23 protein-coding genes are annotated in these 24,092 nt (G+C 57.4%); 7 read left to right on the top strand and 16 right to left on the bottom strand.

The window, feature by feature from the left end; all coding sequences use genetic code 11:
• Positions 1–148 precede the first annotated feature (148 nt).
• A complete protein-coding gene (locus tag ACZ3GY_RS17170) occupies positions 149–1,612 on the top strand; it encodes an alpha/beta hydrolase (protein WP_465911246.1) in 1,464 nt (487 codons plus the stop codon).
• A 219-nt stretch (positions 1,613–1,831) separates the two neighbouring features.
• Here ACZ3GY_RS17170 and ACZ3GY_RS17165 read toward each other — a convergent pair whose 3' ends face one another.
• Entirely contained in the window at positions 1,832–4,021 is a 2,190-nt protein-coding gene (locus tag ACZ3GY_RS17165; protein WP_465911244.1) for an OsmC domain/YcaO domain-containing protein, read from the bottom strand.
• A 179-nt stretch (positions 4,022–4,200) separates the two neighbouring features.
• Here ACZ3GY_RS17165 and ACZ3GY_RS17160 point away from each other — a divergent pair, with 179 nt between their 5' ends.
• Both ACZ3GY_RS17160 and ACZ3GY_RS17155 read left to right on the top strand, forming a co-directional pair.
• Positions 4,201–4,446: a type II toxin-antitoxin system CcdA family antitoxin gene (locus ACZ3GY_RS17160; RefSeq protein WP_225837786.1), complete on the top strand. Its 246-nt coding sequence runs from the start codon at positions 4,201–4,203 to the stop codon at positions 4,444–4,446.
• Positions 4,446–4,763, top strand: coding sequence for a CcdB family protein (locus ACZ3GY_RS17155; protein ID WP_465911242.1), 318 nt, complete (start codon positions 4,446–4,448; stop codon positions 4,761–4,763). Before ACZ3GY_RS17160 ends, ACZ3GY_RS17155 begins: the two co-directional genes overlap by 1 nt.
• 167 nt (positions 4,764–4,930) lie before the next feature.
• Here ACZ3GY_RS17155 and ACZ3GY_RS17150 read toward each other — a convergent pair whose 3' ends face one another.
• The 15 genes from ACZ3GY_RS17150 to ppx form a co-directional block, all read right to left on the bottom strand.
• Positions 4,931–5,395 (bottom strand): hypothetical protein, encoded by a 465-nt coding sequence (locus tag ACZ3GY_RS17150; RefSeq protein ID WP_465911241.1) that lies wholly within the window; start codon positions 5,393–5,395, stop codon positions 4,931–4,933.
• Positions 5,396–5,541: 146 nt separating this feature from the next.
• Positions 5,542–5,991, bottom strand: a complete 450-nt coding sequence (locus ACZ3GY_RS17145; RefSeq protein ID WP_465911240.1) for a hypothetical protein — start codon at positions 5,989–5,991, stop codon at positions 5,542–5,544.
• Positions 5,992–6,080: 89 nt separating this feature from the next.
• The gene (locus ACZ3GY_RS17140) at positions 6,081–6,431 is read right to left on the bottom strand and encodes a hypothetical protein (protein WP_465911239.1); all 351 of its coding nucleotides are present in this window, start codon (positions 6,429–6,431) and stop codon (positions 6,081–6,083) included.
• Between the two features lie 79 nt (positions 6,432–6,510).
• Entirely contained in the window at positions 6,511–7,017 is a 507-nt protein-coding gene (locus ACZ3GY_RS17135) for a hypothetical protein (protein WP_465911238.1), read from the bottom strand.
• A gap of 135 nt (positions 7,018–7,152) precedes the next feature.
• The gene (locus ACZ3GY_RS17130) at positions 7,153–7,449 is read right to left on the bottom strand and encodes a hypothetical protein (protein ID WP_465911237.1); all 297 of its coding nucleotides are present in this window, start codon (positions 7,447–7,449) and stop codon (positions 7,153–7,155) included.
• Between the two features lie 25 nt (positions 7,450–7,474).
• Positions 7,475–7,702 carry an HTH-like domain-containing protein gene (locus ACZ3GY_RS17125; RefSeq protein WP_465911236.1) on the bottom strand — a complete coding sequence of 76 codons (228 nt, stop codon included), beginning with the start codon at positions 7,700–7,702 and terminating at the stop codon, positions 7,475–7,477.
• Positions 7,703–7,790: 88 nt separating this feature from the next.
• Complete coding sequence (locus tag ACZ3GY_RS17120; protein WP_465911235.1) at positions 7,791–8,147, bottom strand: hypothetical protein; 357 nt, start codon at positions 8,145–8,147, stop codon at positions 7,791–7,793.
• Positions 8,148–8,225: 78 nt separating this feature from the next.
• A complete protein-coding gene (locus tag ACZ3GY_RS17115; RefSeq protein WP_465911233.1) occupies positions 8,226–8,663 on the bottom strand; it encodes a DUF695 domain-containing protein in 438 nt (145 codons plus the stop codon).
• Between the two features lie 141 nt (positions 8,664–8,804).
• Complete coding sequence (locus ACZ3GY_RS17110; RefSeq protein WP_465911231.1) at positions 8,805–9,224, bottom strand: hypothetical protein; 420 nt, start codon at positions 9,222–9,224, stop codon at positions 8,805–8,807.
• 78 nt (positions 9,225–9,302) lie between these two features.
• Positions 9,303–9,896 carry a hypothetical protein gene (locus tag ACZ3GY_RS17105; RefSeq protein ID WP_465911230.1) on the bottom strand — a complete coding sequence of 198 codons (594 nt, stop codon included), beginning with the start codon at positions 9,894–9,896 and terminating at the stop codon, positions 9,303–9,305.
• A 437-nt stretch (positions 9,897–10,333) separates the two neighbouring features.
• Complete coding sequence (locus ACZ3GY_RS17100) at positions 10,334–10,843, bottom strand: CbrC family protein (RefSeq protein ID WP_465911228.1); 510 nt, start codon at positions 10,841–10,843, stop codon at positions 10,334–10,336.
• Between the two features lie 10 nt (positions 10,844–10,853).
• On the bottom strand, positions 10,854–12,317 hold the full coding sequence (gene selO, locus ACZ3GY_RS17095; RefSeq protein ID WP_465911227.1) for a protein adenylyltransferase SelO: 1,464 nt from the start codon (positions 12,315–12,317) through the stop codon (positions 10,854–10,856).
• Complete coding sequence (mscK, locus tag ACZ3GY_RS17090) at positions 12,314–15,652, bottom strand: mechanosensitive channel MscK (RefSeq protein WP_465911226.1); 3,339 nt, start codon at positions 15,650–15,652, stop codon at positions 12,314–12,316. The genes selO and mscK overlap by 4 nt, the downstream gene beginning before the upstream one ends.
• A gap of 147 nt (positions 15,653–15,799) precedes the next feature.
• Positions 15,800–17,551, bottom strand: a complete 1,752-nt coding sequence (locus tag ACZ3GY_RS17085; RefSeq protein WP_465911224.1) for a potassium/proton antiporter — start codon at positions 17,549–17,551, stop codon at positions 15,800–15,802.
• 283 nt (positions 17,552–17,834) lie between these two features.
• Positions 17,835–19,340, bottom strand: coding sequence for an exopolyphosphatase (gene ppx / locus ACZ3GY_RS17080; RefSeq protein WP_465911223.1), 1,506 nt, complete (start codon positions 19,338–19,340; stop codon positions 17,835–17,837).
• 254 nt (positions 19,341–19,594) lie between these two features.
• Between ppx and trxA the strand changes: the two genes are divergently transcribed.
• The 4 genes from trxA (at position 19,595) to ACZ3GY_RS17060 (ending at position 23,971) form a co-directional block, all read left to right on the top strand.
• Positions 19,595–19,921: a thioredoxin TrxA gene (gene trxA / locus ACZ3GY_RS17075; protein ID WP_073262724.1), complete on the top strand. Its 327-nt coding sequence runs from the start codon at positions 19,595–19,597 to the stop codon at positions 19,919–19,921.
• Between the two features lie 240 nt (positions 19,922–20,161).
• Complete coding sequence (gene rho, locus ACZ3GY_RS17070) at positions 20,162–21,421, top strand: transcription termination factor Rho (RefSeq protein ID WP_042552300.1); 1,260 nt, start codon at positions 20,162–20,164, stop codon at positions 21,419–21,421.
• 118 nt (positions 21,422–21,539) lie between these two features.
• Positions 21,540–23,006, top strand: a complete 1,467-nt coding sequence (ubiD, locus tag ACZ3GY_RS17065) for a 4-hydroxy-3-polyprenylbenzoate decarboxylase (RefSeq protein WP_225837818.1) — start codon at positions 21,540–21,542, stop codon at positions 23,004–23,006.
• On the top strand, positions 23,006–23,971 hold the full coding sequence (locus ACZ3GY_RS17060) for a CDP-6-deoxy-delta-3,4-glucoseen reductase (RefSeq protein WP_465911222.1): 966 nt from the start codon (positions 23,006–23,008) through the stop codon (positions 23,969–23,971). Before ubiD ends, ACZ3GY_RS17060 begins: the two co-directional genes overlap by 1 nt.
• Positions 23,972–24,092: the final 121 nt, after the last annotated feature.

Genomic DNA, 24,092 nt, shown 5'->3' with positions numbered 1-24,092 from the left:
CAGGTCTAAGAATCTTTGGAAAGGTCTATATGCCTATTCGGTTTAATAGATAAGCAAATGTTCACCAGTCGGCTATACCAAGACTGCGCACCCGCGTTCGTGTGCGGCGAGGGTTATCATGGATCGTTTGCGGTTGAGAGGTTGAGGCATGAAGGCAGTGGTGAAAAAGTGGGTGCGCCTGACTGGGCTGGTAGTCGCTGTGACTGCCATGACCTTCTTCGCCCTGCGGATTTACGACGCCCAGAGCAAGCCTGATCTGAGCCCCTGGCATACCTTCGTGCCTCACGAGCTGGGTGCAGATGAACTGGACTCCGCCAGTTGGCAGGATTACCTGCTGGCCGAACAGGCGCTGTTCGCCTCGCTGCCAGACAGGGTCTACCAGCGCCTCGACGATGCCGAGCGCGTGCCCGACAACCGCTACTTCGCCGACAGCCCGCTGAACGCCTCGCGCTTCGAATGGGACTGGAACCGATCCTACGTGCTGGAGCCCGATGGCGAGCCGAAAGGCGCCGCCGTGATGCTTCATGGCCTGACCGATTCACCCTACAGCCTGCGGCATATCGCCAAGCTGTATCGCGACGCCGGTTTTATCGTCGTCGGCCTGCGTCTGCCGGGGCACGGCACCACACCCGGCGCGCTCACCGACGTGACCTGGCAGGACTGGCTGGCCGCCACACGCCTGGCCGTTCGCGAGGCCAGGCGGCTGAGCGGCGCGGACGCACAATTGCATCTGGTCGGCTATTCGGCAGGCGGTGGTCTGGCCCTCAAGTACGCCCTCGATGCCCTCGGTAACGATGACTTGGTGCGGCCAGATCGCCTGACCCTGATCTCGCCGATGATCGGCGTGGCCGGCTATGCCCGCTTCGCCGGGCTGGCGGGGCTGCCAGCCATATTCCCGGCTTTCGCCAAGGCCGCCTGGCTGGATGTACTGCCCGAGTACAACCCGTTCAAGTACAACTCTTTTGCCCTCAACGCCGCACGCCAGTCCTACCTGTTCACCTCGGCGCTGCAGGAGCAGATCGCCACGCTGAACGAGCGCGGTGCGTTGCAGGAGCTGCCGCCGCTGCTGACGTTCCAGTCGCTGGTCGATTACACGGTCAGCACGCCCGCTGTGGTCAACGCCCTGTACGCGCAGTTGCCCGCCAATGGCAGCGAGCTGGTGCTGTTCGACCTCAATCGATTCGTCGACTTCGGGCCGTTGCTCGGCGCTCACGCCAAATCACCTACCGACCTGCTGCCCCCCACACCGCGCCATTACCGCACCACGCTGATCGGTAACGCCTCGCCGCAAACGCTGGATGCCGCTGCCCGCATCACCGCAGCCGGTGCCACTGAGGAACAGGTGACACCGCTCGGCCTGGCATTTCCCCGTGAAGTGTTCTCCCTGTCCCACGTCGCCCTGCCATTTCCGCTGAGCGATTCGTTGTACGGCTTGCAGCCTGACGAGCCGGAGGATTACGGCGTGCACCTTGGTGCGTTGTCCGTGCGTGGTGAGCGGGGCGTGCTGCTGGTCAGCATGGAGGCACTGCAGCGGGTGACGTCCAATCCGTTCTATCCATATATGGTTGAGCGGCTGGCGGAGCATGCCGGGTTCGAGGCGGCCAGACAGTAGTTCGGGTTGGTGAGTGCAAGGCGGGCCCTGTAGGATCCGCGACCCTGGGGCGAATTGTCTGGCCAGCGCGAAAGGCGCGGTATGACCGTACTTGTTCGCGCCGAGGTCGACGCTCCTACGCGTGCGGCGTTTACCGCTCTTCTGTAGAGGCACTGTTCCTTGAGAGCCCTCTGGTCGCTATTGATCAGAAGGCTCTTTCGGTTAACGCTGTAAGCCGAATCAGGCCACTGCCTTGGCCCGTGCCGCATGCAGCTTCTTGTAGCTGTCGATCAGGCGCAGATGCCGGTCGAGGCCTTCGAGCTTCATGCTGGTCGGCGTCAGGCCATGGAAGCGCACGCTGCCGTCCACGGAGCCGATTGCCGCGTCCATGCGCTCGCCGCCGAACATGCGCCGCAGGTTGTGTTCGAAGTTGCTCAGCTCGAGATCGTCCTCCAACTGGATTTCCAGCACCGCGTTAACCGCCTGATAGAACAGCCCGCGCTCGACGGTGTTGTCGTTGTACTGCAGGAAGGCCTCGACCAGCTCCTTGGCATCGTCGTATTTCTTCAGCGCCAGGTGAATCATCAGCTTCAGCTCGAGAATCGTCAGCTGGCCCCACACCGTGTTGTCGTCGAATTCGATGCCGATCAATGTGCTGATATCGGTGTAGTCGTCGACCTCGGTGTTGTTCAGGTTGCGCAGCAGCGACTTGAGTTCGCGGTCGCTCAGTGCATGCAGGTTGAGGATGTCCTTGCGGAACAGCAGCGCCTTGTTGGTGTTGTCCCAGATCAGGTCTTCGACCGGATAGATCTCCGAGTAACCCGGCACGAGGATGCGGCAGGCGTTGGCGCCGAGGTCGTCGTAGGTCGCTACGTATACCTCCTTGCCGAGGTCTTCGAGGATGCCGAACAGGGTGGCGGCCTCCTGCTCGTTGGAGTCGGCGCCTTGCCCGGAGAAATCCCACTCGACGAATTCGAAGTCGGCCTTGGCGCCGAAGAAGCGCCAGGACACCACGCCGCTGGAGTCGATGAAGTGTTCGACGAAGTTGTTAGGCTCGGTCAGCGCCAGGCTGTCGAACGTTGGCTGCGGCAGGTCGTTGAGGCCCTCGAAGCTGCGGCCTTGCAGCAGTTCGGTGAGGCTGCGCTCCACCGCCACCTCAAGGCTGGGGTGCGCGCCGAAGGAGGCGAACACACCGCCGGTACGCGGGTTCATCAGGGTCACGCACATCACCGGAAATTCACCGCCCAGCGAAGCGTCCTTGACCAGCACCGGGAAGCCTTGCTCTTCCAGGCCCTGGATGCCAGCGACGATGCCCGGGTATTTGGCCAGCACGTCCTGCGGCACATCCGGCAGGCACAGCTCGCCTTCGAGAATCTCGCGTTTCACCGCCCGCTCGAAAATCTCCGACAAGCACTGCACCTGCGCTTCGGCCAGCGTGTTGCCGGCGCTCATGCCGTTGGAGAGGTACAGGTTCTCGATCAGGTTGGAGGGGAAATACACCGTTTCGCCGTCGCTCTGGCGCACGAAGGGCAGTGAGCAGATGCCGCGCAGCGTGTTACCCGAGTTGGTGTCGTACAGGTGCGAGCCGCGCAGCTCACCGTCCGGGTTGTAGATGGGCAGGCAATGCGCGTCGAGGATCTCTTCGGGCAACGCATCTTTCGGGCCCGGCTTGAACCAGCTCTCGTTGGGGTAATGGACGAACTCGGCATTGGCGATATCCTCGCCCCAGAACTGGTCGTTATAGAAGAAGTTGCAGTTCAGCCGCTCGATGAACTCGCCCAGCGCCGAGGCCAGGGCGCTTTCCTTGGTCGAACCCTTGCCGTTGGTGAAGCACATCGGCGACTGCGCATCACGGATATGCAGCGACCAGACGTTGGGCACGATGTTGCGCCAGGAAGCGATCTCGATCTTCATCCCCAGGTCGGCGAGGATGCCCGACATATTGGCGATGGTCTGCTCGAGCGGCAGATCCTTGCCCGCAATGTAGGTGGTGGTATCGGATACTGGCATCAACAGCGCCTGGGCATCGGCGTCGAGGTTTTCGACTTCCTCGATGATGAATTCGGGGCCCTGCTGCACCACCTTCTTGACTGTGCAGCGATCAATGGAACGCAGGATGCCCAGGCGATCCTTGTCCGATATATCCGCCGGCAACTCGACCTGAATCTTGAAAATCTGCGCGTAGCGGTTCTCTGGGTCGACGATGTTGTTCTGCGACAGGCGAATGTTCTCGGTGGGAATGTCCCGCGTCTGGCAGTACAGCTTGACGAAGTAGGCCGCACACAAGGCCGACGAAGCCAGGAAATAGTCGAACGGCCCCGGCGCCGAGCCATCGCCTTTGTAGCGGATGGGCTGATCGGCGATCACCGTGAAGTCATCGAACTTGGCTTCGAGGCGAAGGTTGTCGAGAAAATTGACCTTGATTTCCATGAGCGGGCACCAGCGAGTAAAACGAATGGCCGGCATTATCCGGGTTTTCGCCAGGAAGTCTTGTGCGTGGCGGGGTTGGCGGCTAAGTGGTGGCCCGTTAGCTGAATGCATCGGAAAGCCGCTTTACCAAGATCTTTTATGCGCATAAATTGTGCGCATTACTTGGCAAGGAAATTCTCATGCTGTCTTCGTACGATCTGAACGCCCCGAAACGAGCCGCCAACCTTCGTGTCAACGAGGATCTACTCAACAAGGCCAAGTCTCTCGACATCAACCTCTCTGCCACTCTGGAGAAGGCATTGGCCCAGGCGCTAAAGGAAAAGCAGCGTGAGCAATGGTTGGCAGACAACCGACAGGCCATCACTGCATACAATGAGCATGTAGAGTCAAATGGCGTGTTCAGTGATGAATTGCGGAGCTTCTAATGACGCAATTTGCCGTTTACGAAAACATCAATCCTGCCACCAAGGCCGCCGTGCCCTTGCTGCTCAATGTACAGAGCGACCTGCTCGCGGAGCTCGGTACGCGGGTTGTCGTGCCGCTGTATACAGCCAGCGCCATGCAGGGAAAAATGCTGAGAACCCTCACCCCGCGGTTTGATATTGAGGGTGAGCCCTACGTGATGATGACGCCGCAAATGGCCGGTATTGCCAAAAAGCAGCTGGGTGCCAAGGTTGCGGATTTAGCGGTGCAGCGTGATGAAATCATCGCGGCGCTTGATCTGCTCATTACCGGTATTTGAGCAACTTTGTCCGAGGTGTAGGGCGTATTAGCCGCAGGCGTAATTCGACAAAGCGGTTCGCGGTAAACGACGGGTTACGCCTTTGGCTAGGCTACGCGCCCCGATCCATCTACGAGTTATTTTCCGTCTTACCGCGTTCGGACACTCGTACCTGCTAGACGATGGAGCTAGAACTCACCCTGCTTGAGTACCACCGGCTCGATCAACGGCGCCTGCCACAGCTGCACCAAGTACTGATCCTTTCCATCGAGGCCGTCCTCGGAGAGCGTGTCGAAACCGGAAATGGATAGCCGCACCCTGTAGCACCCTGTCGCCAGACTGAAGCGCGCCGCATCCGGGAAATAGTCCGTGCAGCCGGCGATCACCAGCGTGCCACTGCGAACAACGAGCGAGGCCTCGGCAATATGATCGAAACTCGCCGGTTCGACGGTTGGTTCCGCGTCGAGGAGTTCGAGCGTCACAGAAACCTCCATATTGCGCAGCGTGCCGATGCCCACCACACCCTCGGCTACCGCGAGCATCCGCTCGACGGCTTCAGTGCTCCAAGACTGGGATAGGTCACCCTCGACCGGCTCATCCTGCAGATAGAACTGGTGGTAGTCGGCGAAGAGTTTGAGGGCTTGTGAGGGCATAAGAAATCCTGATGGGGCTGTGGTCAACAATCGGTAGGGTCAGAGTGATTGATTCTTGGACACGCAATCAAAGACTATGATCCTATCGATTGGCTTCAGTCCGTCCCAGTGAGCGAAGCGAGCGGTTTGAACCAATTTTTAGAGGATTACCCAAAGAATTCATGTTCAATTTTAAGTGATGAGCCTGATATCTTTAGGATAAACGCTTTAATTATTTTTGTGCTGGTCTCTGATTTTTTATAGTTCGCTTTGAAGATGAATAGTGAATTCTCATCATCACCATTCTGGAGCACTTCAATGTCGCAGAGGTGTGACCAAACATGCTTGGGTTCGCTGCTGGATGAGCACGGGCGGTAATATATGGATTGGTTAGACCAATACTTTTCATGTATTAATATTTTTTGATCAATTAATAAATTTAATTCGTCAGGTTTGTGATCTCCTTTTTCCATGATGGCAGATTCTTTTCTTTCAACTTCAAACATCTCATCAAAGTAGCTGTGTATGACTGCGCATACTGTCATCTCAATTTTATTATATATTTCAGGAAGGTTTTCGATTCGATGAATAAGGTTTAAAGCGTCACGAATTTCCATGCCAAGCCTCTAACGTTTGGTTAAGGGGCGGGCTTTAGCCCGTCCCGAGTGAGCGAAGCGAACGGCTTGAACCACTAGTTAGGTGGCGCTCAAAACTTTAGCTTCTCTACTGCTTTTCTCCAGGTCGTTTCAAATTCATCCCTGGTAAGTGGGGTGTTGCAAAAATCAGCAATGCTCATATTGGTATCAAGCCAGAAACCATAATTTTCTTTGTTTGGTGCTGCAATGACGGGTGTGCCATTTTGGGTTATACCAATTTCACGATTAGGTAAGCCTTTGTCGTCAAACTCTATTAGCCATTCATGTACTAGATGAAGTTTTGATTCATAGTCAGGATTGGCCTTTGGGATAAAACTAAAAAGTGCTCTTGCTAAGCGCTCAAGGCTTGAAGGGGGTGGCTGCTTCCAGCCTGTTGCTTTAGTGGTGCGAATGAATTGCACGAATAAGCTACCTAACGTTTGGTTAAGGGGCGGGCTTTAGCCCGTCCCAGTGAGCGAAGCGAACGGTTTGAACCAGTTGTTATGCGTTACGCCGTAGAGAGTTCCAGTCAACGTATGGCCCAATAGCTATTATATGCGCTTCATCAATGTATCTGCCTTTCAGCTCTTTTTGGCAGCGTGATAGGTAGTTAAGTATTACTTCGTAAATTTTTGAATTTGAAGAGTCTCTAGGGATTTCTAGCTCTGGAGCTAGTTTATGAGTTTCCCATTCGAAGCTTTTCTTTCGTGTGCGGATAATTCTTTTGGCTGCCTGCCCCCAGTACTCTCCTCGGATTTGAGAGCCTAGAAAATGCAATTGAATATAACCTATTATTTCGTTGTAATTCCAAGCGCCACCGTACTTGTTTTGTAAGTGTTCGCGGAACATTGTTTCGTGGTCTGGATTTTGTTTATAGAATTCTTTTTGCAGCTCAGTGCGCTCTGGGTTTGAGTACAATCCTTTGTTTATGAACTTTTCCATTTGCTCATAATAGCGCTCGCGCTCAATTCGGTAGACTGGTACATCCATGAAGTAAGCGCTAATCATGTGTCCTCGCATAACGCCGAGCTAAGCGGCAGTTTTTAAGTTGTGGTTTTGTGGAATACTTTTGCGCAGCAAAACCACAAAACTGCGGCTTAAAAACTGTCCAGCGCACGAAGTGCGCGGTGCTTCAGCGATTTGTTAGCAATTTTCACTTTCATGAATATGACGCAGACCTTCTTTTCTAAAATAGTGCCCTGCAAAAAATGCCAATGATAAAACCAATATAAAAAGCAAATAGGTTGAGCTAGACATGAATTCAAATAGACCAGATATTGATGTCTCTACTTGGCCTTCTGACGAAACATTGCTTAACATAAAAGTTAGAGGGACTGTTGTGAATAAAAGCATGATGCCCTTAAAAATAGAAACACCAATTTCTACTAGAGTTTCTCCGAATTTTTGACGTGCTTTAGGATTGTAGCTTTCTGGCTTCATAAAAAATATTCCTTATAATATTGATTTAACTGATTGTAATTCTGGCTCCAGACTCTTGCATTACAGTGGCTAAGCTAAGCATTTTCCTAAACTCAGCGGCATAGCTTTGAGGAACACCTACTGCAATGCAAAATTCCACTGGGTCTGTAGTGGTTAGTGCATTTGCATTTATTAAAACTTGATAGTTAAACATTGCAAGTTTTTGCTTTGTATGCGCAGCCAATATGATTTCTTGCCTAATTGTTTCTAGCACATTATCTCCCGATGTATTTGCTAACGTTTGGTTAAGGGGCGGGCTTTAGCCCGTCCCAGTGAGCGAAGCGAACGGTTTGAACCACTAGTTAGGTGCGGTTGATTTCATTTAACAATTTCTCAGCTATATTTTTGGCTTGAATAAAATTATTTGCCTTTCTGATGGCTCGTCGTATTTCGATAATTTGTTCAGATATTCGCGTGTCCTGACTGCTGATAAACTTGTTAAGAAAGCCAATCTCCCCTTCTGAAAATATGTGAGCCTCTTCCTTTGCTCGCATATAAAGATATTCTTCGGAAATTGGCTCTTTATCAAAGCCATTTACTCTTATTTTTCTCGGATTTCTGTCAGTTATTTCGAATCGGTCATCATGATTTTTTAGTGCCACGAATATGCCTTGGGCATTTTCGGTAAGCTCCAACTGAAGGTCAGTAACTCTAGCCACGGTTTGCACCTAACGATTAAGCTAAGGGGCGGGCTTTAGCCCGTCCCAGCGAACGAAGTGAGCGATTTGAGCGCATTGTTAGCGGTCTACACCAAAGTCTTGATGAAGCTTGGCAAGGTCACTCCATTCGTTATCTTCGTAGAAGTTTATTTCGATGGGGTAAGCCGGATGGTCATGCAAGGCGTGATTGAAGTTGACCATAAAGTGTTCGCGATCAGCTATGTAAAAAGCGAACTCCTTCAGATTGTTTCCTGTCGCAGAGTAGACATCAAGGTAAAGTATTTCTCTCCCTTCTATTGTTTCGAGAGCATCTTCGAGCTTGATCATTGCCTCATTGATTCTTTTTGGAGGCATGCCGTTATTTTCTGAGCCATCATATTTCCAGGATATAACGGTGAGCCAAGGTAATTTTTGACGGATGCTTACAGGCGGAGCAGTGTTGGTAAATTTATAAACAACCGGTTTGCCTTGGATTTTAGCCTCTCCAACTGACCAAGTGTCTTCAGCAAATGCCATACAAGATGCTCCGAATGCGAATATTAGTGCTAAGAGAATGCGCATAACTTCTTTAGACCGCTAACGTTTGGTTAAGGGGCGGGCTTTAGCCCGTCCCAGAGAGCGAAGCGAACGATTTGAACCAGTTGTTAGGCGTTGCGCTTACTTGAATAGCTCTGGAACTATTGCCTTGCTGGTTTCAGACATTTCTTTTCGTAGGTTATTTTCGGCGATCTCAAGTGTCGACATGCATGTTTTAAATTCGTCCTCGAATCTCTGCTTGTTATTTGTTTTTTTTAGCTCATTAATAAAGGCAGATGCTTTTTGCATGGATCGACCTGTTTCTTGAGTAAATTTATTGTCATCATTAAAAGCTACTTGAGCATATGCGACTGATGCCGTTGATAGGTTCTTAGAAAATTCTGCTTGTTTTGTATTGGCTTGGGATAGAAGACCGAACAAAGCGCCGCAATCTGACAGTTTTTCCCCTATTTTTACCCGTTCAGCATCTTGGGCGGCGGCCAGGTGCTGCATCTGCAAAGCAACCAGAATAGCGAATATATATTTGATTTTGGACTTCATGGGTTATTGCCTAACGTTTGGTTAAGGGGCGGGCTTTAGCCCGTCCCAGTGAGCGAAGCGAACGGTTTGAACCAATTGTTATGTTTTTTTGAATCTCGACAGTAAGGATTTCTTCATGCTGTTTACTAATTTAGCCAGCTTGATTAGGTCTATCGAAAATCCGAAGGCTCCAGGCTTTGCCTCAATTAAGCCTTCATATCTTGGAAAAAACTCGGGATAACGACCCAATAAAAAATCCAACTCGCTCTTGGCCTGTTGGTAGTTGTTTTTACTAATGAGTCGAGCAATGGTTTGAGAGGAACTGCAAATATCTTTTAAATCAGTGAGAAATTTATGCGCCTCAGCGGTGTGCTGATATTTCTCAATCTGACCTTTGCTATTGATTATTAGTTGCTCAAATCGATTGCTGTTATAGCCGGATGCAGTGATTATTTTTACAATATATTGATTGAAAGATAATATTTCTTTTTCTTCAAGTTTGTATTTCTGTATTTCGCCAATAGATAACGTGCTGATATTTTGATTGTGTATTTCATCTTGGCTTATAGAGTTTTGATAATTTTCATAGATGGTTTTCGCAGATGATGACTGGGGTTCTAAGAGAGCGCTCACGTGCTCGCTTATATGGATTAGCTCGTTTCTAAGCAAGCTTTTGAAAATTGTATTCATCATTACCCGAATGCTCACGCAGGAGCTTTGATACATAACAGTGATTAGATGGAATTCTTCATTAACGCGTTATGGCGGAATTCTGCATAACGTCGCCGCTTCATTAAAGATTCAGCCTGAATTTCCATAGAAAACAATAAGTTGACATGTGGGTATGCAGTGCCCCGCGTATTCGCGCGACTTGTGTTCTGTGCAGTATTTTGCACCGACGGTGCAGGCTGCGAAATCGGTGCGGTGGGGCGAAGAGGGGCGAGGTGCACTGCAAGTTCCTTTTGGCAATGGTTTACGCGTGCAGGCATCCACCCGCAGAGGGTTTTGACGATAAGAGGTTGCCCGACAAACGGCAAGTGCTTGCCGAGCGATATGCTGCACGTTGCGTTGCGGGACGGTGCAGGCATGCTGGCGGATTACGACTTCGACTAATACGCCCTACGTAGTTGTCAGTTGGCGTCCCAGGTGCAGTGCTTGGTTCCGTTGCTGGTGAACAGGTAGACAGTTACGTCGCCGCCCTGGCGGTGATGGGTCAGGCGCTTCGTCGGGAGAATTTCCCAGAGCCAGTCCAGGTCGGAGCCTGGGTAGCGGTCGCCGAAGGATGCGATGAATTCGGCCTTGTCGATGAAGTCTTCCCGGGAAGCGAAGCGCTCGAAGACGCAGAAACGGCCGTCGATCCGTGGCCAGACACGGTCTTGCCAGGTCGGTAGTGCCGGTGTGGCGTAGACGATGATGTCTATCTCTTCCTGCGAACCTTCCATTGCGTCATTGGTTTCGATCCCCAGTGCCTTGAGTTTGCCGGAAGCCAGGCAGGTGTCGCAGATGCAGTCGATCGTCTCGCGGCCGTAGAAGCCTCCGGCCGAGAACCACAGCCCAGGCGCACTGCACAGCGAGCAGGGCGCGGCTTCGGCGAGGCGATAGGCGAAGTTGTCGGGGTCTCTAAAGTAGGGGAATAGCATTATCACGGCCTCACGATGAACAGCTGATTTCCAGATGCTTGCCCCAATCCGGTGGCCGCTGGGCATAGCGCTCTTTGCCAGCTTGCTTCTCGAAGGGGCGGCTCAGCACTTCGTGCAGTTCTCGAACCGGCGCGTAGTCGCCCTGTTCGGCGGCGGCGATGGCTTCCTGGGCGAGGTAGTTGCGTAGCACGTAGAGCGGGTTGACGGCGTGCATGCGCGCCTGGCGGGCTGCCTGATCGCTGCCTTCGCGGTTGCTGCGGGCCAGGTAGTCGGCGCCCCAGGCGTCGAAGCCCTGGAGGTCGACGAAGTCGTTGCGCACCACCTGCAGTGCCTCGGCTGGCGCCTGCTCGCCGAGGTGGCGGAAGAACAGGTGGTAGTCCGTTGATTTGCCTGCCTGCATGAGTGTCAGCAGGCGCTGGATCAGTTCTTCGTCGCCGTCCTCGGCCGTGGTGAAGCCCAGGCGCTTGCGCATCAGGTCGTTGTAGTGGGCCTGGTACAGCGGCAGGAACAGGTCGAGGATTGATCGCAGCGTATCGACTTCCACCAACGGGGTCAGCGCCTGAGCCAGTGCCGAGAGGTTCCAGTGGGCGATGGGCACCTGATTGCTGAAGCTGTAGCGGCCAGTGTCGTCGGAATGGTTGCAGATGTGCTGGGCATCGAAGTCGTCGAGGAAGGCGTACGGGCCGAAGTCGAAGGTGATGCCGAGAATCGACATGTTGTCGGTGTTCATCACGCCGTGGCAGAAACCGTAGGCCTGCCAGCGGGCGATCAACTCGGCATTGCGCTCCAGCACGGTACGCAACAGTGCTTCGTAGGGCTGCGGTTGTTCCAGGCACTGCGGGTAATGGTTGGCCAGCACGTGATCGGCGAGTTGCCTGAGCTGGTCGTGCTGGCGGGTGTAATAGAAGTACTCGAAGCTGCCGAAGCGGATGTGGCTCTGCGCCAGGCGCACCAGCATGGCGGCGGTTTCCTGCTTCTCGCGCCATACCGGCGTGCTCGAACCGGTGACGCACAACGCGCGCGAGCTGGGGATGCCGAGTGCATGCAGGGCTTCGCTGGCGAGGAATTCGCGGATCGAACTGCGCAGCACGGCGCGGCCGTCGCCCATGCGCGAGTAGGGCGTCAGGCCGGCCCCCTTGAGGTGCAAGTCCCAGTGTTCGCCCGCGTGGTTGAGTACTTCGCCCAGCAGCAGACCGCGGCCATCGCCGAGGCGCGGGCTGTAGCCGCCGAACTGGTGGCCGGAATAGACCATGGCCCGCGGCTCGGCATCGCTCCACAACTGGTTGCCGGAGAACAGTTCGGCGAACACCTCGCGCTGCGCCTCCTGCGGGTCGAGATCGAGCAGCGCCATGGCGCTTTCGCTGACCACCACCAGGCGCGGCTCGGCGATGGGCTCGGGCAGTACATGAGTTGAGAAGCTATCGCCGAGGCCGGCGAAGCGATTATCGAAGGTCAGGGTGTCGAGGGTTTTCATGGCTTGGCCTCGCTGTCTTTTTCAATCAGCGCGGCCTGGGTTTCGTCCAGTTTCAGCGTGTCATGGGGCGCTGAGGCGCGGCTCAGTACGATGTCCATTTTCGGTGTGCCGGACAGGTTGATGTCGTTGTCGGCGAACAGTTGGTCAACACGGCGGTTGAGTTCGTCGGTCGCTGCGCCGCGGTCGCTGAGTTCCTTGACGTAGAATTTCAGCTCGTGGGTCAGGCCGGTCGGCGTATACAGGCTCAACTGAGCGGTCGGCGCCGGGTCGCGCATCACCCGTGAGTTTTCCTGGGCGGCTTGCAGCAGCAGGGTGCGTACCTCCTCCAGATCGCAACCGCGGTTGACCACGAAGGTCAGCACGATGCGGGTCACGGTGTCGGTCAGCGTCCAGTTGATCAACTGACTGGTGACGAAGGTCTTGTTCGGCACGATCACCTCTTTGCGATCGCTGTCGATGATGTGCGTGGCGCGAATGTGGATGCGTTTCACCGTGCCGGTCACGCCGCCGATAGTCACCAGGTCGCCGATGCGCACCGGGCGCTCGAAGAGGATGATCAGGCCGGAGATGAAGTTGGCGAAGATCTCCTGCATGCCGAAACCGATACCCAGCGATAGTGCCGCGACCAGCCATTGCAACTTGTTCCAGCTCACCCCCAGGGTCGACAGGGTGAGAACGATGCCAGTGCCGAAAATCACGTAGGACAGCAGCGTGGTGGTGGCGTAGGCGCTGCCCTGGGCCAGGCGCAGGCGTGACAGCACCAGTACCTCGAGCAGGCCAGGCAGGTTGCGGCCCAGTGCCAGGGTGATGGAGGCGATGATCAGCGCATACAGCACGTCGAGCAGGCTGATCGGAATCAGCGACGCGGCGCTGCCAATCACGCTGCTGCTGTTGTATTCGTAGAGGGTGATGTTGTCGAGGTAGGCGAAGACCGAGATCAGATCAGCCCAGACCCAGTACATGGCGGCGATGAAGGTGCCAAGCAGGGCCAGGCGGATCAGGCGCAGGGACTGCTGGTTGACCTGCTCGATATCCAGGGTCGGCGCTTCGAGCTGAATCTCCGTGCCTTCGCTGTTTTCCGCCGTCTGCGCTTCGCGCTTGGCGGTGGCGCGTTGGTAAGCCAGGCGCCGCGCAGCAACGGCCAGGCCGCGGACGAACACCGCTTCGACCACCAGCCAGATGAGCAGCAGATACAGCGTATCGATCAACCGGTCGCTGAGTTTCAGCGCGGTGTAGTAGTAGCCAAAGCACACCGCGAGGAACAGGCCCAGTGGCAGCATGCTGAACAGCACGCCGATGAACATGCGGAAGGACGAAGCGTTCTCGCGCGCCGGGCCGCGCAGCAGCAGCTTCTGCAGCAGCCAGATCATCAGGCCGTAGCAGGTCAGCACCACGGCGATACCGATCACATCATCGGAGAGGCTCGATGGTTGGTGTTCGGCCACGGTGACCACCGCCACCAGCGCCATGACCACAATACCGAGCCCGCGAATCTGCCGGTGCAGGTAAGCAACGTGGGAGCGCGCCCAGTGGAAGTGCAGTTCGGCCACACCGCCTGGGGTGAAGATGCGGTACATGGTGTAGAACACCAGCCACGCCTGAGCCATGCCCAGGAACGCCGAACCGAGGTTGACGTTGAGCCCGCGGGCGTCCATCTGCAGGGCGAAGCCGCACAGTGCCAGGAACAAGGTGCCGGGCAGCGCCAGCAGCACGTTGAGGAAAATCGCTACGGGTGTGTGCAACTGGCTGTCACGTTTGAAGTGGCCGATGTCTTTGTGCAGAGCCGTGAGCTTGTTGCTCAGGTAACGGCGGCTGTAGAGCACCAGGCCGATGACCAGCAGCAACGGCAGAAACAGCAGCGGTCGTTCGATCAGGCCGGCGCCGAGCTGGCTCAGGTTATCGAGCCAGGGCAGTTCGGCGATTTGCCGCTGCAACTGGGTGGGCACGCTCTTGAACCAGTCTAGGTTGAGCGGGTTGTTACTGGGTATCCAGAACATCTGCTCATCGAGGGTGGCGCGCAGCGCTGTGGCGGTGTCCTGCAACTGTTTCTGGTTCAACTGCAGGGTGATTGACTCGTTGAGCAGCGCGTTGAGTTCGCGGTTCAGGCTGTCGTGCAGCGCGCGGCGGGTGTCGAGCAGATCCAGCAGGTCTTCGCGCAGCTTCGGCGTGACGTTCTCTGGCGGCTCGGCGGCCAGCAGTTTGTCGACATAGGCGCTGGGGTTGGCGATTTGCTCGCGTTGCTGGTTGAGCTCGAACTGGTAGAGGCGGATGTCGGCAATTTCGTCGGCCAGGCCTTTGTCGAGTTTGAGCTTGGGGAGTGCCTGTTTCTGCTTATAGAGAATCTTCGACAGCAGCAGGCTGCCCTGTAGCACGCTGATCTGCTCGTCGAGGGCCTGATCCGTCTGGTTCAGGCTGTCCAACTGCTGTTGCGTGCGCAGGTTCAGCTGGGTCAGTTCGTTGAGGCGATCGGTGCCGCGCAGCAGGTAGTCGGATAGCTTGACGTTGAGCGCGCTTTCACGCGACAGCACGGTGTCGGAGCCGCCCACCTTCTGGGCCTCCATGGACTGCTCGGCAACGGTGCGCTCGGACTGGTCGCGGCGCTTCTCGTTGATCAGCGTCTGCAGGTCCTGCAACTCGATGTCGAGGCGCTTGATCTGTTCATCGAGCAAGTCGCGCTGAGCGGTGCCCAGATCCTGCAGCACACTATTACCGGCCATCTCCTGCCGGCGCAGCTGGGTCTGGACACTGAGCTGGGCTAGTTCCGCGGTGAGCTGATTGTTGCGCTCCTTGGTCAGCGGTTTGCCATTTTCCCGACCGGCCTTGAGCAGGGTGTTGATCTGCTGAGTACGTGTCTGGCTGCTGCCGATCTCCGCCTGGGCCCGCTCCGGGCGAGTCTGGGCAGTGATGATCAGGGTGTTGGCATCGTTGAGCTGCTTCTGCCAGTCGCTCAGTTGGGCGCTGCGCTGGCTGAGAATCTGCTCCAGTTGGGCAACGCTGCTGCCGGCGTAACGCTGGGGCACGGGCACCACTTTGGTTGCCTTGAGCTTTTCCAGCTCGCGGTGGGCGTCCTGGGTCTGACGCGGCGCTTGCGCCAGCTGCTTGTCGAGGGCGACCAGCTTCTGTTGGCTTTCCGCCTGGGCGTTGAGCGACGCCAGGGTCTTTTCCAGTGTCTGGCGTACCAGCGACTGCTCAGGCTCGACCAATTTGCGCTCGGCCAGGGTATCCAGGCTGCGCTGCACGTCAGCACTGGTGGGCCTGGCATCGGCCCAGGCGGGCGATTGAGCCAGGCAGAGGCCCAACAAGGTAGCGGCAAAAAAACGACGGAATGAGAGCATGATCATGATCGCGGGGGTGGAGTCCTGGTGAGTCTACAGACTGGTGAGGAGTCCCGCGCGGCGATCTGTCAGGCCCCTTTCATGATCTGCAGTACGCCGGCCCTGCTGCTGAGTGGCAGGGCGCTGGTTGACGCAATCTCATTCAGGTCAGAACGACAGACCGGGGCCCGGGCGGGCACCTTCGGGGAATCTGACGCCGACTTTGCGGATCTTGTTCCCTTCCATCTCGGCGACCGTCCAGGTCAGCCCCTGCCACTCGACCTGATCGCCGACGACGGTTTCGCTGTCGATCAGGTGGCCGATGAACTGGGCCAGCGACTGGCCACGATCCTGCTCTTCCAGGGTCAAACCGTAGAGGGCGGCCACTGCATCGAGCTCGGCGTCGCCTTCGAGCACGAAGTCGCCAAAGAAACGCAGATCCTTGGCGCGCTTCGGTGCCTGGCTGAACAGATTGCCGAGCGCCGTCAGGTTGTGCTCGTGGCCGATCACGCAGAGCAGATCGTCGGCCTCCAGGCGGGTACTACCTGACGGGTGGAGCAGTTGATGGTCGCGAAACAGAGCGGCGATGCGCGTGTCCTTGGGCATGTTCAGCTCACGCAGCGGTGCGCCGATGCACCATTTCTCCGCGCCCAGGCGATAGATGAACATTTCCCACTGGCTGGTGGGGTGAATCATCAGGCCACTACGCGAAATCGGCGAGGGCGACGGCGGAACTTCCACCTTGGCCTTGCGAGCGGCCCAGCCGAGGGACGTGCCTTGCAGCAGCAATGAAACCAGCACGATGAAGAACGCTACGTTGAAGAACAACTGGGCGTTTTCCAGGCCTGCCATGAGCGGAAAGACCGCGAGAATGACCGGCACGGCGCCGCGCAGGCCAATCCAGGAAATGAACAGGCGCTCGCGCAGGTGGAACACCTTGAAGGGCAGCAGGCCGATGAATACCGACAGCGGTCGTGCGAACAGGATCATCCACAGCGACAAGGCCAGGGCCGGTATCGCGATAGGCAGCAGATCGCTCGGTGTGAGCAGCAGGCCGAGCACCAGGAACATGCCGATCTGGCTCAGCCAGGCCAGGCCATCGAACATGTGCAGAATGCCGTTGCGGTTTTGGATCGGCTGGTTGCCGAGCAGCAGGCCGCAGACATACACGGCGAGGATGCCGCTGCCGCCCAGTGTGCCGGATAGTGCATAGATGAGGATGCCGCCACTGACGGCCAGCAACGGATAGAGGCCGTCGGCAATGGTCAGGCGGTTGATCAGTTGCAGCAACAGCCAGCCGCCTGCCGCGCCAAGCAGGATACCGATGCCGAACTGCCAGATGAGGTCGGTCAGCAGCCCCCAGCTGAAGCTGGTTTGTCCGCTGGCCAGCATGGCGATCAGTGAGACGGTCAGGAACATCGCCATCGGGTCGTTGCTGCCCGATTCGATTTCCAGTGTGGAGCCGACGCGTTCGTTAAGACCTTTGCCATTGAGCAGGTTGAAGACCACGGCTGCGTCGGTGGAGCCGACGATTGCACCGATCAGCAAACCTTCGATGAGCGTCAGGTTGAACAGCCACGCCGCCGCCAGGCCCGTCAGCCCGGCCGTGATGGCGACGCCTACGGTCGCCAGCGAGAGTGCGGGCCACAGCGCTACACGGAATGTCGCCTTGCGCGTACGCATGCCGCCATCGAGCAGGATCACGGCCAGGGCCAGGTTACTGATCAGGTAGGCGAGCGAGTAGTCGTTGAATGCAATACCGCCGATGCCGTCGACGCCGGCCAGCATGCCCACTGCAAGAAAGATGACGAGGATTGGAACGCCTAAGCGTGTGGAGAGGGAACTGACGGCGATGCTTGCACCCACCATTAAGGCCCCGATTAGAAATAGGCTGTTAACTGTGGTGCTATCCAACGTCATCTCTCTTAGTAAGGTGCGAAGTCAATCCCGATTCTATCCTGATGGATATTGGAACTGTCAAAAATAGGTGGTTGCGGGGCATTACCAAGAGCGTGTCGACAGCCGTGAGCGAACCGGCTTCGGCGTCAGGCACTGGCCGACGAGGTTGCCGCCAGAATGCGTGCCGTGGTTTTTGACCATCTGCTGCGTTTTGCGCGGCGGGAGCACTGCAGGCTACCGCCGCAAAATGCCTGAGCTCGGTCGGGATGAGCGGGCAGCGCGGATACGGTGCCCGTATACGGCGTCAGCGAACGGTCAGCGTGATATCGATACGCTTGAGCCACTCGGCTTCGCTTTCGAAGTCCGCCTGGGTCAGCGGATTGGCGGCCAGCCAGCCATCGGGAAATTGAATTGCCAGGCTTGAGGGGCCCGCTTTCAAGCGCACGCTTGGCATGTTCTGGCTGCCGCGAATGTGGTGAAACAAAATGGCGAAACGCAGCAGCACGCACAGGCGAACCAGCTTCACGCCGTCCTCACCGAGCTCGCTGAGTTTGTCCTTGGGAATATTGCGTCGGTGGCCGCGCACCAGCAGCGCGAGCATCTGCTGATCCTGGCGCGAGAAGCCGGACAGATCCGAGTGCTCGATCAGGTAGGCGCCATGCTTGTGGTACTGATAGTGGGCGATGTCCAGGCCCACCTCATGCACCTTGGCGGCCCAGCTGAGCAACTCGCGATGCCAGTCTTCGGTCAGTTGCCAATCCGCGGCGACTTTATCCAGCGCAGAAAGTGCTTTGGCCTCGACACGGACGGCCTGTTCCTGGTCGACGTGGTAGCGCTCCATAAAGGCCGACAGGGTTCGCTCGCGCACGTCTTCATGCTGGTGGCGGCCAAGCAGGTCATAGAGTACGCCCTCGCGCAGTGCGCCCTCGGAGTGGCTCATGCGGTTCAGTTCACAGGCATCGAAGATGGCCTCGAGAATCGCCAGCCCCGCCGGGAATATTGGCCGGCGATCCGGCTTCAGGCCGTCCAGATCGAGGCGTTCGACGTCACCGCACTTGAACACTTTGCGCTTGAGCCAGGCCAGGCCTTCGCTGGTCACTTCGCCATTATTGCTCAGCCCGGCAGACTGGATCGCCAGGCCGATGGCCTTGATGGTGCCTGAAGCGCCCACTGCGTCTTGCCAGCCGAGGCGGGTCAGGCCGTGCTCGATGCCCATTATTTCCAGGCGCGCAGCGGTGTACGCCTGTGCATAGCGGGCAGGTGTGATCTTGCCGTCCTTGAAGTAGCGCTGGGTGTAGCTCACGCAGCCCATCTGCAGGCTCTCGCGCAGCAGCGGTTCGAAGCGCTGGCCAATGATGAATTCGGTGCTGCCGCCGCCGATGTCGGCCACCAGACGTTTGCCAGGTGTGTCGGCAATGCTGTGCGATACGCCGAGATAGATCAGGCGCGCTTCTTCGCGCCCGGAGATGACTTCCACCTGATGACCCAGTAGGGCTTCCGCGCGACGAATGAACTCGGCTCGGTTGCGAGCTTCGCGCAGCGCGTTGGTGCCGACGATACGCACTGCGCCCTGGGGCAGGCTGTTGGTCAGTTGGGCGAAGCGACGCAGGCAGTCGAGACCGCGCTGCATGGCCTCTTCGCTGAGCAGGCGCTGTTCATCGATACCCGCCGCCAACTGCACTTTGTCACCGAGCCGCTCGAGAATACGGATTTCGCCATGGTCGGCCTTGGCCAGCACCATGTGGAAACTGTTGGAGCCCAGGTCGATGGCTGCGACCAGGGGAAAGGACTCGGCATGGGTGTGCGGCATGATCAGTTTATCTCGAGGCAGAACCCCGTCATCGTGCCACGATAGGGCGCGCGCGCCAACGCATACTGCGGCTGTGGGAGGGTGGATTGTGCGGTTGATACGTTGTGCGGTGTGGCCTGCCTGGGGTATTTCCCATCGTTATTGTTGATAGGTGACATGGTTACGCTCAATGGCGCGCGCCTTCCTGTGTCAGCCTAGCCGGGCTATGATGGCCGTCACTTTATCGTTATTGCCTGCGAACACGGAGACTTCCCATGAGTGAATTCATCACCAACGTCAGCGATGCCAGCTTCGACCAGGATGTCATCCAGGCAGATGGCCCGGTACTGGTCGACTACTGGGCTGAGTGGTGCGGCCCGTGCAAGATGATCGCACCGGTTCTGGACGAAATTTCCAAGGAATACCAGGGCAAGCTGAAGATCTGCAAACTGAATATCGACGAAAACCAGGACACCCCGCCGAAGTACGGCGTGCGTGGTATCCCGACCCTGATGCTGTTCAAGAACGGCAGTGTCGAAGCCACCAAGGTTGGTGCCTTGTCGAAGTCGCAGCTGGCGGCTTTCATCGATGCCAACCTCTAAGCTTCCGCGAAAAGCCCCGTAGATAGCGGGGCTTTTTTCTGTGTAAAGGCTAGACGCATTCGTAAAACCGATGTTACATTCGGGGCCGTTGCTTTTCCTAAGTGACCCCCTGCACGCCGCTGCCGACGCATTCCTAATCGAACATTCGACAATAAAGCGGGCGCCTGTCGCCTCTCTGCGCTGCGGCCTCTCAAGCTCAATGCTTACCATCCCCTCCTTATATGATTACGTCATTCCTATATGAATCTGACTGAACTCAAGCAAAAGCCGATTACCGAACTGCTCGAATTGGCCGAACAGATGGGCATAGAAAATATGGCCCGTTCGCGCAAGCAGGACGTGATTTTCTCCCTGCTGAAAAAGCACGCGAAAAGCGGCGAGGAAATCTCTGGTGATGGCGTGCTGGAGATTCTCCAGGACGGCTTCGGCTTCCTCCGCTCTGCAGACGCTTCCTATCTCGCCGGCCCAGACGATATCTACGTCTCGCCGAGCCAGATCCGTCGCTTCAACTTGCGCACCGGTGACACCATCGTTGGCAAGATCCGCCCTCCAAAGGAAGGCGAGCGTTATTTCGCGCTGCTCAAGGTCGACACGATCAACTTTGATCGTCCCGAGAACGCGAAAAACAAGATTCTGTTCGAAAACCTGACACCGCTGTTCCCCAACAAGCGCCTGACCATGGAAGCCGGCAACGGCTCCACCGAGGACATCACCGGCCGTGTGATCGACCTCTGCGCGCCGATTGGCAAGGGCCAGCGTGGCTTGATCGTCGCACCGCCAAAAGCCGGTAAGACCATCATGCTGCAGAACATCGCAGCGAACATTGCGCGTAACAATCCTGAGTGCCACCTGATCGTTCTGCTGATCGACGAGCGCCCGGAAGAAGTGACCGAGATGCAGCGCACCGTGCGCGGCGAAGTGGTTGCGTCGACCTTCGACGAGCCGCCAACCCGTCACGTGCAGGTTGCCGAGATGGTGATCGAGAAGGCCAAGCGCCTGGTCGAGCACAAGAAGGATGTAGTCATCCTGCTCGACTCCATCACCCGTCTGGCACGTGCCTACAACACCGTGATCCCGAGCTCCGGCAAGGTGCTGACCGGTGGTGTCGACGCACACGCTCTCGAGAAGCCGAAGCGCTTCTTCGGTGCCGCGCGTAACATCGAAGAAGGCGGCTCGCTGACCATCATCGCTACCGCGCTGGTCGAAACCGGCTCGAAGATGGACGAAGTGATCTACGAAGAATTCAAGGGTACCGGCAACATGGAGCTGCCCCTGGATCGTCGTATCGCCGAGAAGCGCGTGTTCCCGGCCATCAACATCAACCGCGCCGGTACCCGTCGCGAAGAGTTGCTGACCGCCGAAGACGAGCTGCAGCGCATGTGGATTCTGCGCAAGCTGCTGCACCCGATGGACGAGATCGCCGCCATCGAGTTCCTGATCGACAAGCTCAAGGCCACTAAGACTAACGACGAGTTCTTCATGTCCATGAAGCGCAAGTAACGTCTGGTGGCATGACAAAGCCGGGGAAACCCGGCTTTTGTCTGTCTGTAGTATCGCTATTCTTCTGCAATACCGACTTCGGCGCTAAACTTTGCGCCCCGATTCGAGAGGCTCCAGCATGCAGTATCGCGACCTGCGCGACTTTATCCGCGGCCTGGAACAGCGCGGCGAGCTCAAGCGCATTCAGGCGCCGGTGTCGCCAATCCTGGAAATGACCGAGATTTGCGACCGTACCCTGCGCAAGGGCGGTCCGGCATTGCTGTTCGAGAACCCTACTGGCCATAACGTGCCGGTACTCGGCAACCTGTTTGGCACGCCGAAGCGCGTGGCGCTGGGCATGGGCGCGGAAGAGGTGTCGGAGCTGCGCGAAATCGGCAAGCTGCTGGCATTTCTCAAGGAACCTGAGCCGCCGAAGGGGCTCAAGGATGCCTGGAGCAAGCTGCCGATATTCAGAAAAATCATCAGCATGGCGCCCAAGGTGCTCAAGGATGCGCCGTGCCACGAAGTGATCGAGGAGGGCGATGATGTCGACCTCGGCAAACTGCCAATCCAGCATTGCTGGCCGGGCGATGTGGCACCGCTGATCACCTGGGGTCTGACGATCACCAAGGGGCCGAACAAGGAACGCCAGAACCTCGGCATCTACCGCCAGCAGGTCATCGGTCGCAACAAGGTGATCATGCGCTGGCTCAGCCACCGTGGTGGCGCGCTGGATTACCGTGAGTGGTGCGAGAAGCATCCAGGCAAGCCTTATCCCGTCTGTGTGGCCCTGGGCGCTGACCCGGCGACCATTCTCGGCGCGGTGACGCCGGTGCCCGATAGTTTGTCCGAATATGCGTTCGCCGGCCTGCTGCGTGGCCACCGCACCGAGCTGGTCAAAGCCATTGGCAGTGATCTGCAGGTACCAGCCAGTGCCGAAATCGTCCTCGAGGGCGTTATCCATCCGGGCGAGACCGCACCAGAGGGACCATACGGCGATCACACCGGCTACTACAACGAAGTCGATACCTTCCCGGTGTTCACCATCGAGCGCATCACCCGGCGTCGCGACCCGATCTATCACTCGACCTACACCGGTCGGCCGCCGGATGAGCCGGCGATTCTCGGCGTGGCGCTGAACGAAGTGTTTGTGCCGATTCTGCAGAAGCAATTCCCCGAAATTACTGACTTCTACCTGCCGCCGGAAGGCTGTTCCTACCGCATGGCGGTGGTGACCATCAAGAAGCAGTACCCCGGCCATGCCAAGCGCGTGATGCTCGGTGTGTGGTCGTTCCTGCGACAGTTCATGTACACCAAGTTCGTTATCGTCACCGACGACGACATCAACGCCCGGGACTGGAACGACGTAATCTGGGCCATCACCACGCGCATGGATCCCAAGCGCGACACAGTGATGATCGAGAACACGCCGATCGACTACCTGGATTTCGCTTCGCCGATCTCCGGTCTGGGCTCGAAGATGGGCCTCGACGCCACCCACAAGTGGCCGGGCGAGACCAATCGCGAGTGGGGCCGGGCGATCGTCAAGGACGACGCGGTCACGCGTCGTGTGGATGAAATCTGGAGCCAGTTGGGAATCGATTGATGAAGGTCACCCTGCAACCCTCCGGTGCGGTTCTCGATGTCGACGCCGGCGAACGCATCCTCGATGCTGCCCGGCGCCTCGGCTACACCTGCCCGCAGAGCTGCCGTAATGGCAATTGTCACGTGTGTATGGCGCTGCTGGTCGAAGGGCGCGTGCGCCAAGGCGATGCCGAACTCGACCACGGCGAGCTGTACACCTGCATCGCCGAACCGTTGGAAGACTGCGTGCTGCACTGGGATGGTGTGCTGGCGCCTGGTGAACTCGCGGTACGCAGCCTGGGCTGTCAGTTGCTGGCGTGCATCGATGCCGGTGGCGACGTCTGGCGCGTGCGCCTGCGTGCACCGGCCGGCAAACCGCCGCGCTACCACGCTGGCCAGTACCTGCTGATCGAGCGTCAGGATGGCGAGAAGTCGGCGTTTTCCCTGGCTTCGGCGCCCCAGGAAGGTCGCGATCTGGAGCTGCATATCCTTGGCCGCGAAGCGAGCGCCCTGAACCTGCTGCAGCAACTGCGCGAGGACGGTGTGGCGCGTGTGCAACTGCCGTTCGGCGATGCCCATCTGGCCGAGTTGCCGGACGGCCCGCTGGTGCTGATCGCCGCCGGTACTGGCATGGCGCAGATGCACAGCCTGATTGAGGAATGTCGCTCGCGCGGCTTCGAGCATCCGGTTCATCTGTACTGGGGTGCGCGGCAGCCAGAGGATTTCTACAGTTTGCCGCACTGGGACGAATGGCTGGCGCTGCCCAATCTGTTCCTGCACCAGGTGGTCAGCGACCAGTGTGGCTGGCAGGGCCGTTGCGGCCTGCTGCACGAAGCGATCCGCGAGGACTTCGACGACCTTGGCGCGCTGCACGTCTACGCCAGCGGCTCTCCGAGCATGGTCTACGCCACGCTGGATGCGCTGGTCGAAGCCGGCATGGACGCCCACCAGATGCGCGCCGACGTATTCGCCTACGCGCCACGTTGACCCGCGCAACGCCGCGTAGCCTGGCGTAGAGCGCAGCGAAACCCAGGGACGTGTTCGTCATGACAAAGGTGCATGCCTGACGAACGCTCCTGCACATCGCTTCGCTCAGTGACGGGCTACG

It is taken from the genome of Pseudomonas sp. PME37.24/006, from assembly GCF_055556635.1.
This window is presented reverse-complemented; position numbering and strand designations above follow the sequence as displayed.